This window comes from Terrabacter sp. Ter38, from assembly GCF_024519435.1.
GTDB lineage: Bacteria > Actinomycetota > Actinomycetes > Actinomycetales > Dermatophilaceae > Terrabacter.
In genome coordinates this window covers 36,563-54,466 of the sequence record NZ_JALJRZ010000015.1, presented here as the reverse complement: position 1 = coordinate 54,466, position 17,904 = coordinate 36,563, and the positions used below count along the sequence as shown (strand labels likewise).

Sequence of the window (17,904 nt, the reverse complement as noted above, 5' to 3'; positions counted from 1 at the left end):
CGGGGCGGGTGGGGAAGGCGCTGCTCAGCTGGCGCGTCCCTGCTTCCAGTACCCCATGAAGGCGACCTGCGGACGGGGCATGCCTCCCTCGCCCACGAGGAGGCGTCGACAGGCCTTGACCGTGTCGGAGTCGCCGGCGACCCACGCGTACGTCTCCCTGACGTCCGCCCACCCCGGCTCGTTGCTCACCGTCGTGACGTCGGCGCCCGAGGAGCTGCGGGTCGGGGTCTCCCACACGTCGTCGTCGAGGTCGACGGCAGGGCCGAGGGCCGGCGCGTCCGCGAGGCCACGCTCGTGCGGGCACAGGTCCAGGCATGCGCGCAGCACGGCGAGTGTCTGCTCACCCCGGGGTCGGGCTCCCCGAGCGATCCAGTGAGGCTCGATCCCGGCCGGGAAGCGGACGTCGAGGAAGTCCGTGTCGTCGGGCACCTCCACGACGGCCACACCCCGGGTGCCCGCCGGTAGGGACTCGACGATCGAGGCGAGGGCGGGGAGGGCCGTCTCGTCGGCGACGAGGACGAGACGCCTCGCCGCCCCCGGGTCGAACTCGATCCCTCCGAAGTCGTGTTCGTGACCACGCCGCGGGGCGAGCAGGCCGATCTCGTCGCCGACGGCTGCACCCGCCGCCCACGTGCCGGCGGGACCGACAGCGGCGCCGGCCGCCTCGTGCGGACCGTGACCGTGCAGCACGAAGTCGACGACGAGCCGGCGGTCGGCCCCCTCCCCCTCGACGGCGCGGGCCGTGTAGGTGCGCAGGTGACCACGCTCCGCCTCGGGCAGCGCGAGCCACACGGCATACCACCCGTCGGGGTCGAGGAGCGCGCTCGGCGCGGGCCGCCCCGGCGACGGGATGAGCAGCTTGACGCGTTGGTCGAGCGTGGGCCCCGCGGGCCCGAGGTGCTCGAAACCGTTGCCGCCCAGACTGATTCGGACGAAGGACGGACTGAGTCGCTCGACCCGTCGGACGACGGCAGTGAGGAGCAGGACGGGGCTGACGGCGGTCGTGGTCACGAGGTGGCTCCGCACTGGTGGTGGGTGGAGGTGGGCACGACGAGCGGCGAGCCGGTGACGGGATCGGCGATGACGCGGCTGCCGAGGCCGAAGACCCGCGCCACGAACTCCTCGTCGACGAGGTCCGCCGGCGCGCCGCTGCCGACGAGACGGCCGTCGCGCAGGGCGAGGACGTGGTCGGCGTAGCGGGCCGCGAGGTTGAGGTCGTGCAGGACCATGACGACGGTCGTCCCCCGGCTGCGGTTGAGGTCGCGCAACAGGTCCAGGACGTCGATCTGGTGCGCGAGGTCGAGGTAGGTCGTGGGCTCGTCGAGGAGCACGACGTCGGTCTCCTGGGCCAGCGTCAGGGCGATCCACACGCGCTGTCGCTGGCCGCCGGACAGCTCGTCGACGGGTCGCTCGGCCAGCTCGAGGGTCCCGGTCGCGCGCATGGCCCGGGCGACGGCCTCGTCGTCGGCCTCCGACCACCGGCGGACGAGGGTGTGGTGCGGGTGTCGACCGCGACCGACGAGGTCGACGACGGTGATGCCCTCGGGGACCGGCGGGCTCTGCGGGAGGAGCGCGACGCGGCGGGCGAACTCCTTGGGCCGCAGCGACCAGACGTCGTCGCGGGCGCCGTCGGAGGCGAGGTGGATGCTGCCCTCGATGGGGTGCAACAGACGCGAGAGCCCGCGCAGGAGGGTCGACTTGCCGCAGCCGTTGGGCCCGACGACGACGGTGATCCTGCCGGCCGGCACGTCGAGGTCGAGGTGCTCCACGACCCGCCGACCGTCGTAGGAGAGCGTCAGGCCACGCGCGCGCACGGCGGTGCCGTCAGCGATGGGGGGCGCCAGGGTCGCGGAGGTCATGTCAGGCCTTTCCGGCTCGGTCCGCGGTGACGACGACCGCGAGCATGAGGGGTGCCCCGAGGGCGCCCGTGACGACGCCGACGGGGAGGTTTACGGCGGGGATGAGGTAGTCGCCGGCGAAGTCCGACAGCACGACGACGACGGCCCCGACGAGGGCGGCCGCCCACAGGGAGGGCCGGCCACCGCAGAGCCGGCGCGCGATCGGCCCCGCGAGGAAGGCGACGAACGCGATGGGCCCGGTCGCGCTCGTCGCGACGGCGGCGAGGGCCACCGCGACGACGAGCCCGAGACGAGCCCGACCTGCGGGCGCCCCGAGGGTCGTCGACAGCTCGTCGCCTAGCTCGGCGAGGCGCATCCACCGCGCGCACACGGCGAGCAGGGGCGCGAGCACGAGCACCGCGGCCGAGAGCAGCCCGATGACGGGCCACGTGGCACGCGCGAGGCTCCCGGTGAGCCAGACGAGGGCCGCCTGCGCGTCCTGGATCGAGGTGCGCGTCATGACGAACTGGATGACGCTCGACAGGAGGGCGGCGACGCCGATGCCGACGAGCACCATGCGCTGGCCGGCGAGCGTCGTCCCGCGGCCCACGGCATACATGAGCAGGCTGACGGCCACCGCCCCGAGCAGGGCTGCGGCCGGCAGCCAGAGGCCCTGCGCGTCGAGCAAGGTCAGGGCGATGACCGCTGCGGCGGACGCCCCGAGGCTGATGCCGATGATGTCGGGGCTCGCCAGCGGATTGCGCAAGGTGGTCTGGAACATCGCCCCTGCCGCCCCGAACGCCAGACCCGCGAGGAGCCCCAGCAGGGCACGCGGCAGCTTGGCCTCCATGACGATGAAGGAGGCGCCCGGCGCGTCGGGCGGCGTCTCGCCCCGGAGGATCAGCAGCAGGTCGGTGAGCGCGACGACGTAGTCGCCGAGGAGCACGCGGACGAGCACGGCGGCGAGCGCAGCCACCGCGAGGGCCGCGATGACGAGGTGCACCCGACGCGCCGGACGTCGCCGGGCCCGCACGACGCGGGCGAGGTCGTCGGACTCTTCCGCCGCCACGGCGCGCGGGTCGGCGACGGCACCGCTCGGGGTGAGCACGTCGGCGTTCACAGGCTCGCCATCCGTCCGCGGCGCACGAGCACGACGAAGAAGGGCACGCCGATGACGGCGGTCATGATGCCGGCCTGCACCTCGCTCGGCTGGGCCACGAGGCGCCCGACGGTGTCTGCGGCGAGCAGCAGCGTCGGCCCGGCCACGAGGCACACCGGGACGATCCGCCGGTGGTCGGGGCCGACGACGAAGCGGGCCACATGGGGCACGACGAGGCCGAGGAAGCCGATCGGCCCTGCGAGCGCCGTCGACGCGCCGCAGAGGACGGCGACACCGAGGGCGACGGCGGCGCGGGCGAGGACGACGTTCTCTCCGAGGCTGCGGGCGAGGTCGTCACCGAGGGCGAGGGCATTGAGCCGACGCACGGCGAGGAGGACGACGACGAGCCCCACGGCGAAGAAGGGCAGCACGGTGACGACGAGGTCGAGGCCACGCCCCCCGATGGTGCCGACCTGCCAGAAGCGGAAGGAGTCGAAGGACTGTCGGCTCGAGACGAGGACCCCCGACGACCAGCTCGCGAGGCCGGCCGAGACGGCTGCACCCGCGAGCGTGAGGCGCAGGGGCATCACGCCACCCCTGGCGAGCCCGGCGAGCGCGTGGACGAGGACGGCCGCGAGGCCTGCACCTGCCATCGCCCACCAGACGTAGCCGCTGAGCGAGCCGACGCCGAAGACCGAGATCGCCACGACGACGGCGAGTCCGGCGCCGGCGTTGACGCCGAGCAGGCCGGGGTCCGCGAGCGGGTTGCGGGTGAGCCCCTGCATCGCCGCGCCCGCGACGGCGAGGCCGGCGCCGACGAGGACGCCCACGACCGTCCTGGCGACCCTGGCCTCGACGATGCCGCGGTCGGCCATGCCGTCTCCGTCCCCCGTGAGCACCTGCAGGAGGTCGCCGAGAGGAATCGCCTTGGATCCGAGCGCGATCGACGTGACGACGGCCACGACGAGCAGGGCGAGCAGGAGGACTGCGAGCCCTGGGGGGCGGCGCCGCGCACTCCCGACTCCCCGGGCTCCCCCGGTCTCGCCGCCGGTCGACGACACCGGCCCCTCCCGTTCGAGGGTCGTGGGGGCACTCATCGGGCGGCGTCGGCCTTGTCGGCCGCGGCCGCCACGAGCGGCACGAACAGCTCGGTCATGTACGGGATGGACAGCGGCGTCGGCGAGCTCATCGTCAGGCCCACCTTCTGGTCCTTCGTCGCGACGAGCGCACCCGCCTTGATCGCGGGCACCTGGCCGACGAGCGGGTCCTTCGTCATGACGCCGACCTCGGAGTCCTCGGTGATGTAGGTGAGGAAGACGTCGGCCTCGAGCGTCGACGCCTGCTCGGCACTGACGGTCAGGTAGAACTCCGTGGAGCCTTGGGCCCGCTTCTCGACGAACGGCGCGTTCTTCATGCCGAGCTCGGTCAGCATCTGCGGGCGGAGGTCGCTCGGGGTGTAGAAGCCGATCTGCGAGAGGTCGGTCGGGGCGACGTAGCCGTAGATGAAGGTCTTGCCCGCGAGCTGCGGGTACGTCGCCCGGGCGCCTTCGAGCGCCCCGACGGTCTTCGCCTCGACGGCAGCTGCCTGCGTGGAGCGCCCGAGCGCCTTGCCGATCGTCTCCAGCGAGGTCTGCCACGGCGTGCCGTAGGCGACCTCCGGATAGGCGACGACGGGTGCGAGCTTGCTCAGCGTGTCGTACTCGTCCTTCGTGATGCCGGAGTTCGTCGCGAGGATGAGGTCGGGCGCCAGCCTGGCGATCTCCTCGACGGGGTTGCCGTCGGCGTCGTCGAAGCGGGTCGGCGCGGCGCCACCGAAGGTGGCCAGCTGTGCGTCGAACCAGTCCGTCGAGTGGTTCGCGTTGCCGCCCCAGGTGACCTTGGGGGCACCGACCGGGGCCACCCCGAGCGCTGCCACGTGGTCGGCGTCGGACCAGCCGAGCGTGACGACCCGCTGCGGCTCCTTCGTGATGGTGGCCGTGCCGAAGGCGTCCTTCAGGGTGACGGGGTATGCCGTCGGGTCGGCTCCCGGGGACCCGCCCCCTCCCGCTGCCGCTGCGGCAGGAGCCGGGTCGGAGCTGTCCCCGGGTCCGGTGGTGCAGCCGCCGAGGACGAGGGCCGAGGCGACGGCGGCGAGGAGGGCAGTGCGAAGGCGCGACACGGTGACGGTCTCTCTGTCGGGGACGGGTCCCAAGCCACCTCTGTCGGACACTCCCCGAGACAGCATTAGGTTAGGCTTACCTTAGTAAGCCTCACCTAACTTCTGTCAAACCCGTCCCGGCATGCCACCGGCCCCGTGCAGTCGCACGGGGCCGGACGGCAGATGCAGTCGTCGGATCGGCTTGCGGCGCAAGCGATCTCCTAGAGCGCGCCACCCAGGGTGACGCCACCATCGATCGTCAGCGTCTGACCGGTGACCCACGACGCGTCGCGACTCAGCAGGAAGCTGACGGCGCCGGCTACGTCCTCCGGCAGACCCAGACGCTTCATCGGGTAGGCACGGACGACCTTCTCCTCGCGCCCCTCGTAGAGCGCCTCGGCGAACTTCGTCTTGACGACGGCCGGCGCGACGGCATTGACCCGCACGTCGGGACCGAGCTCGTAGCCGAGCTCGGTCGTCAGGTGGATGAGTGCGGCCTTGGACACGCCGTACCAGCCGATGACGCCGCTCGCGCCCTGACCGGCGACGGAGGCGAGGTTGACGACGGACCCGGGGTGGGCCTCGTCGCCGAGCCCCGCCGCGACCGCCTTCTTGATCCACGAGAACGCCGCCACGACGTTGACGTCGAGCACCTTGCGCGCGATGTCGAGCCCGGAGTCGAGCATCGGCCCGTAGACGGGGTTGATACCGGTGTTGTTGACGAGCAGGTGGAGCCCGCCGAACGTCTCGCGCGCCGCTGCGATGACCTCGTCCTGGTGGGACTCGTCGGCCGCGTTGCCCGCGACGCCGAGGGCGTGATCCGGACCGCCGAGCCGCTCCACGGCCTCAGCGAGCGCCTCGGGCTTGCGCGCCGTGATGACCACCTTGGCCCCCTCGGCGACGAGGCGCTCGGCGATGCCGAGCCCGATCCCCCGACTGGCACCGGTGATGATCGCGACGGCGCCCTCGTGGCGCCTGCGGCCCACGTCGGCCGCCATCAGAAGCCGAGGTCCCGGCCGATGAGCTCCTTCATGATCTCGTTGGAGCCGGCCCAGATCTTCGTGACGCGGGCGTCGCGCCAGGCGCGGGCCACGCGGTACTCGTTCATGAAGCCGTAGCCGCCGTGCAGCTGGACGCAGTGGTCCAGCACGTCGTTCTGGACCTCGGAGCTCCACCACTTCGCCTTGGCGGCGTCGACGGCCGAGAGCTTGCCCTCGGCGTGGGCTGCGACGCAGTCGTCGACGTAGGCCTCGGCGACCTCGATCTTGGTCACCAGCTCGGCCATGAGGAACTTGTTGTGCTGGAAGGCGCCGATGGGCTGGCCGAAGGCCTTGCGGTCCTTGGCGTACTGGATCGTCTCCTCGAGGATCGCCTTGGCGTGGGCGACGTTGGAGACGGCGGCGCCGACGCGCTCCTGAGGGAGGCGCTGCATCATCGAGATGAAGCCCATGCCCTCGGGGCCGAGGCGGTTCTCGTCGGGGACGCGGACGTTCTCGAAGAAGAGCTCGGCCGTGTCGGACTCGTCCATGCCGACCTTGTCGAGCTTGCGGCCGTTCTCGAAGCCCTCCATGCCGCGCTCGACCATGAGCAGCGTGATGCCCTTGGCGCCCTTGGACGGGTCGGTACGCGCCGCCACGATGACGAGGTCGGCCTGGTAGCCGTTGGTGATGAACGTCTTGGAGCCGTTGAGGATCCACGAGTCACCGTCGCGGACGGCGGTCGTCTTGAGCGCGGCCAGGTCGGAGCCGCCGGAGGGCTCCGTCATGGCGATGGCGCAGATGAGCTCACCGCTCGCCATGCCGGGCAGCCAGCGCTGCTTCTGCTCCTCGGTGCCGAGGTCGACGATGTAGGGCGGGCACACGTCGGAGTGGATGCCGAAGCACGAGCTCGTCGCGGCGTTGAAGCGCGACATCTCCTCGGCCACCACGGCGTTGAAGCGGTAGTCGTCGACGCCGGCGCCGCCGAACTCCTCGGGGATGTCGAGGCCGAAGAAGCCCTGCTTGCCGGCCTCGAGCCAGATGTCGCGCGGGATCGACTTCCCCTCGATCATCTCCTCGGCGCGCGGGGCGAGCGTGCGGGCGACGAACTCGCGCGCGGAGGCGCGCATCGCCTCGTGGTCCTCGTCGTAGATGTTGCGGGGCATAACGTCCTCCATCGGGCGTGCTCACGGGTGCGACGCGCCGGTACCCGTCGGTAACTAAGCGCTTGCTTAGTTTCCCTCCCCTGCGGCATGCTGTCAACGTGCCGCAGCCCACCACGACCCCGCCGTCCCTCGGCGCCCGGACGACCGACCCCGATGCCTCGACGGTCGAGCGGCTGCTGCAGGCCGCGGCCCACGCGTTCGCCGACACAGGCTTCCACGCCACGACGACGCGCGACATCGCGTCCGGGGCCGGGCTCTCGCCCGCCGGGGTCTACGTCCACTTCGGCTCCAAGGAGGAGCTGCTCTTCGCCCTGAGCCGCAGCGGCCACGAGTCCGCGCTGCGCCTCATGCGCTCGGCCATCGCCGAGGGCTCGACGCCCTCCGAGCAGCTCGTCACGGTCATGGCACGCTTCACGGAGTGGCACGTCGAGCAGTACCAGGTGGCCCGCGTCGTGCAGTACGAACACCACCACCTGACCCCCGAGCACCACGCCGAGGTCCTCAAGCTGCGCAAGGAGATGGACTCGCTCGTGCGCGACGTCCTCGACCGCGGCGTCGCCGACGGCACGTTCTCCGTCGACGACAGCGCCGACACGGCTCTGGCGCTGCTCTCGATCGTCGTCGACGTGGCCCGCTGGTACTCCCCGACGATCCGACGCAGCCCCGCCGAGATCGGTGCGACGAACGCCGCCCTCGCGCTGCGGCTCGTGGGCGCCGGGCACTGAGCGCGTCCCCACCGTGACCTCGACGGTCGCCGGTCACTCGGTGCTCCAGGTCCCCGTGCCTGCGCTCGAGCCGTTCGTCCTGTCCCGCACGGCGCACTACGGCACCGACTACGTCTCCGCAGACCCGGACTTCGTCCACGCACACGTCACGGCGCTCGCGCCGTTCCTCGACCTCGGCGCCCTGACGCAGACAGCCCTCGACGTCATCGCCGAGATCGCAGCGAGGACGAAGCCGTTCGCGTTCACGCTCGAGACCGTCGACACGTTCCCCAACGGCATCGTCCACCTTCTGCCCGAGCCGTCGGCGCCCTTCGCCACCCTCACCTCACGGCTGTGGGACGCCTTCCCCCAGCACCCGCCGTATGCCGGTCGCTTCGGTGACGTGGGGCCGCACCTGACGCTCGACGCCCTCTCCGACGTGGTCACCGAGGACTCGACCCGGAGGCTCGCCGGGCCCCACCTCCCGGCTCGGTGCCGGGCCGAACGGCTCGACCTCGCATGGTACGAGCCGGGCGCCTGCAGGGTGCTCCGGTCCTGGCGCCTCGCGGGCGCCTGACCCCTCAGCTCGTCGTCGAGCCCAGCGCCGACGTCGGCGTCACGGGGACGGCGCCCTCCTCGGGTGCGGACGCGGGCGCTCCCGCATGGCCGAGGTCGATGGTCAGGCGGGGCAGGAAGAACTGGACCAACGGTCCGATCGTCACGGCATACAGCACGGTGCCGAGGCCCACGGGTCCGCCGAGCAGCCAGCCCACCGCGAGCACGACGAGCTCGATGGTGGTGCGGACGAGCCGGATCGACAGCCCGGTGCGCCGCGCGAAGCCCGTCATGAGCCCGTCGCGGGGGCCGGGACCGAGCTGGCTGCCGATGTAGAGGCCGCCGGCGACGCCGTTGAGCACGATGCCGGAGGTGAGGAGCAGCACCCGGGCCCACATCGCCTCCGGCGGCGCGATGAGGGCGAGGCCCGCGTCCGCGGCGATGCCGATGACGACGACGTTGGCCACGGTGCCGAGACCGGGCCACTGCCGCAGCGGAACCCAGAGCAGCAGGACGAGCGCACCGACGATGATCGTCACCTGCCCGAAGGTCAGCGACACGTGCGTGGCGATCCCGGCATGGAAGACGTCCCACGGGTCGAGGCCCAGCGTCGAGCGGATCATCATCGCCATGGAGACGCCGTAGAGCACGAGCCCCACGAGGAGCTGGATGATGCGGCGCGGGAGGCGACCGGCGCGCAGCTGCTGGCGCGGCGTGAGGTTGGCGAGGGGGACGTGACGTCTCATACCGTTCATGATGCCGCCCAGTGGACTGCCTTTTAAGGGCCAGTCATGCGACAGTGGACCGGTGCGCACCATCTCGGCCCGGTCACTGGCCTTGCTTCTCGGGTCCGGTCCTCTCCCCCGGCCGGCCTATCGCGGCCTCGCCGACGGCATCCGCCGGCTCGTCTCCGACGGTCGCCTCCTGGTCGGGACCCGGCTGCCGAGCGAGCGCACGCTGACCACCGAGCTGGGCCTGAGCCGCACCACCGTCGGTGCCGCCCTCGACGCCCTGCGCGACGAGGGCTTCGTCGCGACGCGCCGGGGGTCCGGGAGCGTCGTCTGCCTGCCGACCGGCCCCTCGGGCCTCGCGCTGTCGCAGGCGGGCCTCATCCCCACCGACGTCCCGCCGGACGTCATCGACCTCACGTATGCCGCCCTCCCGGCCGCGGCCGGCGTCACCGCGGCCTACGAGCGGGCCATCCTGGAGCTCCCGCGGTTCCTCGCGACGGCGGGCTACGACCCACGCGGGCTGCCCGAGACCCGCGCCGCCGTGGCTGACTGGTTCGAGGGCCGAGGGCTGCCCACCTCACCGGACCAGGTCGTCATCACCTCGGGCGCCCACGGCGGGCTGTCGGCCGTGCTGCGCTCAGAGCTCGAGATCGGTGACCGGATCCTCGTCGAGAGCCCCACCTACCCCAACGCCCTGGTGGGAGTGAGGCGTTCGGCATACCGCGCGGTGCCGGCCCAGCTGACGGCGACGGGGTGGGACGTCGAGGCGATCGAGGTCGGGCTGCGTCAGAGCGGCGCCCGGGCGGCATACCTCATCCCCGACCACCAGAACCCGACCGGGCTCGTCATGGACGCCCCGACGCGACAGGCGCTGGGCGGCGTGCTGGCCCGCGCGAACACGGTCCCGGTCATCGACGAGACGTTCGTCGAGCTCGGCCTCGAGGACCGGACGACCACGAGCCGACCGTCGCCGTTCGCGGCCTCCTCCCCCGCCGCCCACACCCTCGGCAGCGCCGGCAAGACGTGGTGGGGCGGCCTGCGGGTCGGCTGGGTCCGAGCACCGCGCGGCAGTGCCGAGGCCGTCATCGAGGCCCGTCACAGCCTCGACCTCGGCACCGCGATCCTCGAGCAGCTCGTCGTCACCGACCTGCTCCGGCAGGGCGAGTCCCTGCTGACCGAGCGCCGAGGCGAGGCGCGCTCCCGGCGCGACGCCCTCGTGACGGCCCTGCGTCAGCACGTCCCCGACTGGCGCCTCACGGTCCCCTCGGGCGGCCTCAACCTCTGGTGCGAGCTGCCGGAGGCCCGGGGCGACGAGCTCGCCCGGGTCGCCGAGTCCGCCGGAGTCCGACTGGCCCGCGGTGGACAGTTCGGGGTGGAGGGCGGCTTCACCCGCTGGGTCCGGGTGCCCTTCTGCGTCGCACCTGACGAGGCCGACGAGGTCGGTCGACGGCTCGCCGCCGCCTGGCAGCTCGCGCTCGGCGAACGCCCCACGACCCGCGAGGTCACTCCCCTCATCGCCTGACCGTGCCAGAGCCTCGGGGCTGCGAGACTGGCCGCGTGAGCAACGACGGAACCGGGCGCATCACCTCCTGCCGGTGGGAGCACGGCAAGGTCGTCGACGAGGGCTTCCCGCTCGAGGACGTGTCGGAGCTGCTGGATCGCGAGGACTCCCTCATCTGGGTCGACCTGTGCGAGCCGGACCACGCCGGTCTGCGCGCGCTGGCCGCCGAGCTCGGGCTCGACCCCCACGCCGTCGAGGACGCCGTCTCCGCCGGCGAGCGACCGAAGGCGACCCGGCACGCCAAGCACACCTTCCTCACCGTCTACGCCACCCGTCTCGAGCCCGGCCGCGCCTTGACGGGCGCCGACGGCCGTGACCCCTTGGGGCCGGAGTCCCGCCTGAGCACGGCACGGATCTCGGCGTTCGTGCTGCCCGGCGGCATCATCACCGTCCGCGGCAGCGACGAGGTCGACATGCAGCAGGTGCTCGACCGGTGGAACGACGACCCCGAGCTGCTCGCGGTCGGCGTCGGAGCACTCGTGCACGGGCTGCTCGACACCGTCGTCGACGGGCACTTCGAGGCGATCCAGCAGCTCGACGACGCGATAGAGGACCTCGAGGACGTCCTCTTCGACGAGAGCGGACGCACGCACGCCGTCCAGGTGCGCACCTACCGCCTGCGCAAGGAGCTCGTCGAGCTGCGACGTGTCGTGCTGCCGATGCGCGACGTCGTCAACGCGGTGCTGCGGCACCGCGGCGAGCTCGACCAGCGGCACACCGAGCTCGACGGCTTCTACGACGACCTCTACGACCACGTCCTTCGGGCCGCCGAGTGGACCGAGTCGCTGCGCGACATGGTGACGACGATCTTCGAGACCAACCTGTCGCTGCAGGACGCCCGGCTCAACACGGTGATGAAGAAGCTCACCGGCTGGGCCGCGATCATCGCCGTACCAACCGCCGTGACGGGATGGTTCGGCCAGAACGTGCCCTACCCCGGTTTCGGACGACCTTGGGGCGTGCTCCTCAGCGCGGTCGTCATCGCCGGAGTGGCCGTCACGCTCTACGGCGTCTTCCGGCGCAAGGGCTGGATCTGACGCGAGAGGGCCGGGATGCATGCATCCCAGCCCTCTAGTCCACGGCGTCGCCGTCGCTCGCGGTCAGTCGCGCGTCAACTTGCGGTAGGTGACGCGGTGCGGACGGGCAGCCTCCGGTCCGAGACGCTCGACCTTGTTGGCCTCGTAGGACTCGAAGTTGCCCTCGAACCAGTACCAGCTGGCGGGGTTCTCCTCGGTGCCCTCGTAGGCGAGGATGTGCGTCGCGACGCGGTCGAGGAACCACCGGTCGTGGGTGATGACGACAGCGCAGCCGGAGAACTCGAGCAGCGCGTTCTCCAGGGAGCCGAGGGTCTCGACGTCGAGGTCGTTGGTCGGCTCGTCGAGGAGCAGCAGGTTGCCGCCCTGCTTGAGCGTGAGCGCGAGGTTGAGGCGGTTGCGCTCACCACCGGAGAGGACGCCCGAGAGCTTCTGCTGGTCGGGGCCCTTGAAGCCGAACTGCGACACGTAGGCGCGCGAGGGGATCTCGACGTTGCCGACCTTCATGTGGTCGAGGCCGTCGGACACGATCTCCCAGAGGTTCTTCTTCGGGTCGAGACCCTCGCGGCCCTGGTCGACGTAGGAGATCTTGACGGTCTCCCCGATCTTGACCTCGCCGCCGTCCGGCTCCTCGAAGCCGACGATCGTCTTGAAGAGGGTCGACTTGCCGACGCCGTTGGGTCCGATGACGCCGACGATGCCGTTGCGCGGCAGGGAGAAGGAGAGGTTGTCGATGAGGACGCGCTCGCCGAAGCCCTTCTTGAGGTTCTTCACCTCGATGACCGTCGAGCCGAGGCGCGGGCCCGGCGGGATCTGGAGCTCCTCGAAGTCGAGCTTGCGGGTGCGCTCGGCCTCGGCCGCCATCTCCTCGTAACGGGCCAGACGTGCCTTGCTCTTGACCTGACGGCCCTTGGCGTTGCTACGGACCCACTCGAGCTCGGTCTTGAGCCGCTTGGCCAGCTTGGCGTCCTTCTTGCCCTGGATCGTCAGTCGCTCGGACTTCTTCTCGAGGTAGGTCGAGTAGTTGCCCTCGTAGGGGTAGAGGCGACCACGGTCGACCTCCGCGATCCACTGCGCGACGTTGTCGAGGAAGTAGCGGTCGTGGGTGACCGCGATGACGGCGCCGGGGTAGCCCTCGAGGTGCTGCTCGAGCCAGAGGACCGACTCGGCGTCGAGGTGGTTGGTGGGCTCGTCGAGCAGCAGCAGATCAGGCTTCTGCAGGAGCAGCTTGCACAGGGCGACGCGGCGGCGCTCACCACCGGAGAGGTTGGTGACGGGCGAGTCCGGCGGCGGGCAGCGCAGGGCGTCCATCGCCTGCTCGAGCTGGCTGTCGAGGTCCCACGCGTCGGCGTGGTCGATGTCCTCCTGCAGCTTGCCCATCTCGGCGAGCAACGCGTCGTAGTCGGCGTCGGGGTCGGCCATCTCGACCGAGATCTCGTTGTAGCGGTCGAGCTTCGCCTTGATCTCGCCGGCGCCCTCCTCGACGTTGCCGAGGACCGTCTTGTCCTCGTTGAGGGGCGGCTCCTGCAGCAGGATGCCGACGGTCGCCCCTGGGGCCAGACGCGCCTCGCCGTTGCTCGGCTGGTCGAGTCCGGCCATGATCTTGAGGATCGTCGACTTGCCGGCGCCGTTGGGGCCGACCATGCCGATCTTCGCGCCGGGGTAGAAGGACATCGAGACGTCATCGAGGATGACCTTCTCGTTGTGTGCCTTGCGCGCACGGGTCATGGTGTAGATGTACTCGGCCATGCGCAGAAGGCTATCTGTCAGCGAGCGCGGCACCGAATCGGTGTCCGCGCTCGCGGACCCTCGTCGACGTCAGGCCGTGAGCCGCTCGACGACGTCGTAGTCGTCGGTCTCGGGATCACCCGTGGCGAGCACCCCGCCGGCGTCGTCGCGCGCATCGTCGGCCGAGTCCGCGCCGGGGTCGTAGTCGTCGTCGACGACCCCGTCCGCGTCGACGTGGGCGGGGCGCTGGTCGGCGACCGCCGACTCGCCCTCGGCCAGGGCGCGCACGGACGCCTGCACGTCGGGGTCGGCCGTGCGGTCCTGGCCGAGCGCGGCCGCGCGGCTGACCCGCTCGAAGCTCGCGCGACCCCACGACAGGTCGTGACCGACGTGGTCGGCGTCGATCTCGGGCGACGTGCGCGGCTGGCCGTCGTTGCCGACGTACTGCTTGATCGACAGGTTGCCCTCGACGATGACCGGCTGGCCCTTGCGCAGCGCCGAGGCGGCGTTGGCCGCGAGCGCGTTGAACGCGATGACGCTGTAGAAGCTCGTGTCGCCGTCGACGAAGCGACCGTCGGCCGTGCGGCGGTAGGGCGTCGTGGCGACGCGGAAGGTCGTGAAGATGCTGCCGTTGCGGCCATGTCGTTCGACAGGCTCGCTCACGACGTTGCCGTGCACGGTGATGCGGGTCTCGTTCATCGCTGCTCCTCGGAGGGTTCCAGGGGCGGCCTCGCGCCGCCTGCACCCACCCTCGGACGCGCCGGGTCCGGACGACAGTGGGCCGTCAGCTGCCTGTGGACACCAGGGCACCGGCCCGAGGGGATGTGGACGGAGCCTGTGCCCCGCGCGCGCGTCAGCCGGCCGCGGCCTCGAGGTGCTCCCGGGTCTCGCGGTGACGCAGCAGGACCTCGTCGACGGGGATGAGGATGTGCTCGTCGGCCACGGCCGCGACGGACTCGGTCAGCCGCTTGCCGACGACGGTCCGCCGGTGCCGGGCACCGACGCGCGCCCACCACCGGGACAGGATCCCGAGCCCGACCCCGAGGAGCACGCCGACGATGAGCATGACGAGCGGGAGCGGCAGGATGCCGACGGCGGGGGTCTCGGGGCGTGGGAGCTGCAGCAGCGCGAAGATCCACAGCACGGCATACCAGATGAGCCCGGCGAGGGCGACGAGTCCCAGCACCCACTGGAGGATGTTGACGACGAACCACCAGACCGGGCGGCGCGCGCGCAGTGACGTGCCGATGACAGCGCGGTCGAGCGAGTCGCTCAGCCCGCCGTCGCCGCCGTCGACGGCGTCCTCGACGGCCTGGGCCCAGCGGACCGGCAGCCCTTCGGACGCGTCGCGCACGAAGCTGCGCGTGGCGAGGTCGACGGCAGAGACGGTCGACACGGTCGGGGCCGGGATCGACGACCGGCCGAGCACGGCGCGCACGTCAGCGCCGTCGATCTCGACGGGGATCGGCGGCCGTCCACCGGTGCGGTCGAGACGGAGACGACGGAGGGGGTCCGAGGCGAAGCCCTTCGTCCATCGGGCGAAGAGCCAGCCGGTGTGCGCGAACGCCTCGCGACGGTAGTCGCGCGCGACGGCATCGAGGACGATGGGGACACCGGCCGCGCGACCCAGCGAGGCGTCGAGGGTCTCGCGCGGCACACGTCCCACATCCGCCTCGGAGTCGGCGACCCCCGGACGCAGCTTCGTCGCGGCACCGACGACATCAGCCTTGAGTCGCTGACGCGAAGCGGCATGTCCGGCAACGGCATTCGCCAGTCGCTGCTTGAGCTCGGGAATCCCCTGAGCGGTCACGGCGGAGGTCGCAAGCACCTTGGCGTCGGCGACTCCGTCGGCCACGAGGAGCTTCGTCAGGTCCTGGGTGAGGACCTTGACACCCTCGGGCGTCAGACGGCCGGCCTGGTTGAGCACGCCGAGGGTGACTGCGTCGTGGTGCGACAGGACCCTCACGAACTCGTCGTGCAGCCGGGCGTCGGCGTACTTCTGCGGGTCGGTCACCCAGACGAAGACGTCGACGAGCTCGAGGACGCGCTCGGCCTCGCGACGGTGCTCGAGCTCGCGCGAGTCGAAGTCGGGCAGGTCGAGGAGCACGAGCCCGTCGAGGGACCCGGCCACCTGGGCGACCTCGGCCCCCGCACCGGCAGCCGGGTCGACGACGTGACGGGAGGCCACACCCAGCCAGTCGAGCAGCTCGGACGCGTCGGCGTCTCCCCAGATTCCGGCCGTCGGGCGGGACGTCGTCGGGCGACGGGCGCCGATCGTGGCGACGTCGGCGCCGACGAGGGCGTTGAAGAGCGAGGACTTGCCGCTGCCCGTCGCCCCGGCGAGCGCGACCACCGTGTGGTCACCGGCGATGCCGGACCGCTCTACAGCCCTGTCGACGACTCGTCGCGCGACCTCGACGGCCGAGGGGTCGAGCTCGTCGGCACCCGACACGAGCGCCATCGACAGCTCGGTCGTGCGCGTGCCCAGGTCGGCCGCGGACACCGTCGCCACCCGGGCGCGGCCCATCCTGATCGGGCTCATCGCGCAGCCTTGACCGCTGATGCGGCCGCGGTCAGGTGCTGGGTCTGGTCGGTGTCGACGTGCAACGTCGTGACAGCTCCTTCGTAGCGGGCGAGCTCGGCGGCATACAGCTCGTCGACGCGCGCGGTCAACTGCTCGCGGGCCTGACGTGCGAGCTCTCGGACGGCCTGGTCGCCGAAGACGGCCTCGAGCAGCTTCTGGCCGACGACGGCGGTGCCGCCCGCGATGCCGACCTCGGCGCCCGTGATCCCAGCCGTGCTCGCGAAGGTCACGAGCATGAGGACCACGCCGAGACCGTTGACGCCGTAGGCCATGATCCGGGCCGTCGTGCGGCGGTCGCGACCCTCGGCACGGACCATCTGGAGGATGTCGCCCTGCCAGTCGCGCACGAGGCGCTGGATGCGCGTGTCCACGTCCGTGCCGGAGCGCGCCAGGGTCGGGTCGGCCGTGAGCAGCTGGTCACCACCGGGCAGGGTGCGCCACGAACGCGCGATGGCGCCGGCCGCGAGCTCGGCGCGGTTGACGACGAGGGACTCGACGCCCGACTGGAGCGCTTCGCCGAGGTGGTCGGCCCGGGCCGGCTCGCCCTTGAGGAACGCCGTGAACCGGTCGCGCACCCTCGAGACGGTCGACTCGACCTGCCGGAAGAACTCTCCCGTGCCGACGAACTCCTGCCACCGAGCGAGCACCTCGCCGCGGAGCAGCGTGCCGTCGAGCATGCCCTGGTGGACCTGCGCCCTGGCCTCGTCGTAGGCCGCTGCGGCCGCCTCGACGAGCGCCTGGCCCGCCGCGGTCTGGTCCTCGGAGGCGGCCACGAGAGACTGGGTGCGGGTGTCGAGCGAGACGAGCGCCCCCTGCAACGTCTGGCGCACGACGTCGGCGCGAGCCTGCGCATCACCAGCCAGAGCGGCGAGCCAGCCCCGCAGGCGTTCGGTCTGGTCCGCAGGCAGCAGTCCGTCGGCGAGCTCGGACTCGACGACGGTGAAGATCGGCGCCTGGTCGAGCCCTTGCTCGCGCAGCATCGACGCGAAGTGCGTGCGGATCTCGTCGACGGCGCCACCGGGCACGCGGTCGAGGACGACGGCGACGGCGGTGCCACGCTCGGAGGCCTCGCGCAGCAGCTCCCACGGGACGGCGTCGGCGTAGCGGGCGGCCGTCGTGACGAAGACCCAGAGGTCGGCCGCCGCGAGCAGCTGCGTCGCCAGGTCACGGTTGGCCTCGACCACGCTGTCGATGTCGGGCGCGTCGAGCAGGGCCAGCCCGGCGGGGACCTCGTCCGTCGAGACGAGGCGCACCGCGCCCGGGCCGTCCGACGACGAGTGGCGACCGGTGATGCGGGCCAGAGTCGGCAGGATGCGCGGACCCGAGAACCACGCGGCGTCGGAGGGGTGGTGGATGAGCACCGGCGAGCGGGTGGTCGGCCGCAGGACGCCGGGCAGGGTCACCTCGCGCCCGACGACCGAGTTGACGAGGGTCGACTTGCCGGCGCCGGTCGAGCCGCCGACGACGGCGAGGAGCGGGGCGTCGAGCGAGGTCAGGCGCGGGATGACGTAGTCGTCGAGCTGGTCGAGCAGACGGGTGCGGGCCAGGCGTGCGGCCGGCGCAGACGAGAGGTCGAGGGGCAGGGAGGCGTCGGCGACGGCAGAGCGAAGTGCCTGAACGCTCGCGAGGAGACGGGCATTGCCCACCCCTGAATCACCTGCCACGCCCGTATCCTTCCGTGTCGCACTGGCACAACCAAACTGAAAGGCGGCGCGCCCCTACGACATACCCCGAGTCGTGACCTGAGAGTGCCAGGCAGGCACCGGATCCGCCCGATGGAGACGGGCGTC

The 17,904-nt window shown here is 71.8% G+C and carries 16 protein-coding genes; 4 read left to right on the top strand and 12 right to left on the bottom strand.

From position 1 onward, the window contains the following. Positions 1–24: 24 nt before the first annotated feature. From NR112_RS21650 to NR112_RS21620, 7 genes are all read right to left on the bottom strand, one after another. Positions 25–1,011, bottom strand: a complete 987-nt coding sequence (locus NR112_RS21650; RefSeq protein WP_256796347.1) for a siderophore-interacting protein — start codon at positions 1,009–1,011, stop codon at positions 25–27. Next, complete coding sequence (locus NR112_RS21645; protein ID WP_256796346.1) at positions 1,008–1,859, bottom strand: ABC transporter ATP-binding protein; 852 nt, start codon at positions 1,857–1,859, stop codon at positions 1,008–1,010. The genes NR112_RS21650 and NR112_RS21645 overlap by 4 nt, the downstream gene beginning before the upstream one ends. A 1-nt stretch (position 1,860) precedes the next feature. Beyond that, on the bottom strand, positions 1,861–2,958 hold the full coding sequence (locus NR112_RS21640; protein ID WP_256796344.1) for an iron ABC transporter permease: 1,098 nt from the start codon (positions 2,956–2,958) through the stop codon (positions 1,861–1,863). Further along, complete coding sequence (locus NR112_RS21635) at positions 2,955–4,034, bottom strand: iron ABC transporter permease (RefSeq protein WP_256796343.1); 1,080 nt, start codon at positions 4,032–4,034, stop codon at positions 2,955–2,957. The genes NR112_RS21640 and NR112_RS21635 overlap by 4 nt, the downstream gene beginning before the upstream one ends. After that, on the bottom strand, positions 4,031–5,095 hold the full coding sequence (locus NR112_RS21630; RefSeq protein ID WP_256796342.1) for an iron-siderophore ABC transporter substrate-binding protein: 1,065 nt from the start codon (positions 5,093–5,095) through the stop codon (positions 4,031–4,033). Before NR112_RS21630 ends, NR112_RS21635 begins: the two co-directional genes overlap by 4 nt. A 200-nt stretch (positions 5,096–5,295) precedes the next feature. After that, a complete protein-coding gene (locus NR112_RS21625) occupies positions 5,296–6,072 on the bottom strand; it encodes an SDR family oxidoreductase (protein ID WP_256796340.1) in 777 nt (258 codons plus the stop codon). After that, entirely contained in the window at positions 6,072–7,217 is a 1,146-nt protein-coding gene (locus tag NR112_RS21620; RefSeq protein WP_256796339.1) for an acyl-CoA dehydrogenase family protein, read from the bottom strand. Before NR112_RS21620 ends, NR112_RS21625 begins: the two co-directional genes overlap by 1 nt. 98 nt (positions 7,218–7,315) lie before the next feature. On the opposite strand from NR112_RS21620, the gene NR112_RS21615 reads away from it, so the two are divergent. Together NR112_RS21615 and NR112_RS21610 are read left to right on the top strand one after the other, a co-directional pair. Next, positions 7,316–7,942 (top strand): TetR/AcrR family transcriptional regulator, encoded by a 627-nt coding sequence (locus NR112_RS21615; protein WP_256796338.1) that lies wholly within the window; start codon positions 7,316–7,318, stop codon positions 7,940–7,942. 13 nt (positions 7,943–7,955) lie between these two features. Further along, complete coding sequence (locus NR112_RS21610; protein ID WP_256796337.1) at positions 7,956–8,498, top strand: 2'-5' RNA ligase family protein; 543 nt, start codon at positions 7,956–7,958, stop codon at positions 8,496–8,498. 4 nt (positions 8,499–8,502) lie between these two features. Here NR112_RS21610 and NR112_RS21605 read toward each other — a convergent pair whose 3' ends face one another. Continuing rightward, positions 8,503–9,222 (bottom strand): YitT family protein, encoded by a 720-nt coding sequence (locus NR112_RS21605; protein ID WP_256796336.1) that lies wholly within the window; start codon positions 9,220–9,222, stop codon positions 8,503–8,505. A gap of 61 nt (positions 9,223–9,283) precedes the next feature. On the opposite strand from NR112_RS21605, the gene NR112_RS21600 reads away from it, so the two are divergent. Beyond that, on the top strand, positions 9,284–10,729 hold the full coding sequence (locus NR112_RS21600; RefSeq protein ID WP_256796335.1) for a PLP-dependent aminotransferase family protein: 1,446 nt from the start codon (positions 9,284–9,286) through the stop codon (positions 10,727–10,729). 35 nt (positions 10,730–10,764) lie between these two features. Next, positions 10,765–11,805 (top strand): magnesium transporter CorA family protein, encoded by a 1,041-nt coding sequence (locus tag NR112_RS21595; RefSeq protein ID WP_256796333.1) that lies wholly within the window; start codon positions 10,765–10,767, stop codon positions 11,803–11,805. A 63-nt stretch (positions 11,806–11,868) separates the two neighbouring features. On the opposite strand, the gene ettA is transcribed toward NR112_RS21595, so the two are convergent. The 4 genes from ettA to NR112_RS21575 all read right to left on the bottom strand — a co-directional run bounded on the left by ettA (position 11,869) and on the right by NR112_RS21575 (position 17,778). After that, a complete protein-coding gene (gene ettA / locus NR112_RS21590) occupies positions 11,869–13,551 on the bottom strand; it encodes an energy-dependent translational throttle protein EttA (protein ID WP_256796332.1) in 1,683 nt (560 codons plus the stop codon). 69 nt (positions 13,552–13,620) lie between these two features. After that, positions 13,621–14,229, bottom strand: a complete 609-nt coding sequence (locus tag NR112_RS21585; RefSeq protein ID WP_256796331.1) for a single-stranded DNA-binding protein — start codon at positions 14,227–14,229, stop codon at positions 13,621–13,623. A gap of 154 nt (positions 14,230–14,383) precedes the next feature. After that, complete coding sequence (locus NR112_RS21580) at positions 14,384–16,072, bottom strand: GTPase (RefSeq protein WP_256796330.1); 1,689 nt, start codon at positions 16,070–16,072, stop codon at positions 14,384–14,386. Beyond that, positions 16,069–17,778, bottom strand: coding sequence for a dynamin family protein (locus NR112_RS21575; protein ID WP_256796329.1), 1,710 nt, complete (start codon positions 17,776–17,778; stop codon positions 16,069–16,071). Before NR112_RS21575 ends, NR112_RS21580 begins: the two co-directional genes overlap by 4 nt. Positions 17,779–17,904 lie beyond the last annotated feature (126 nt).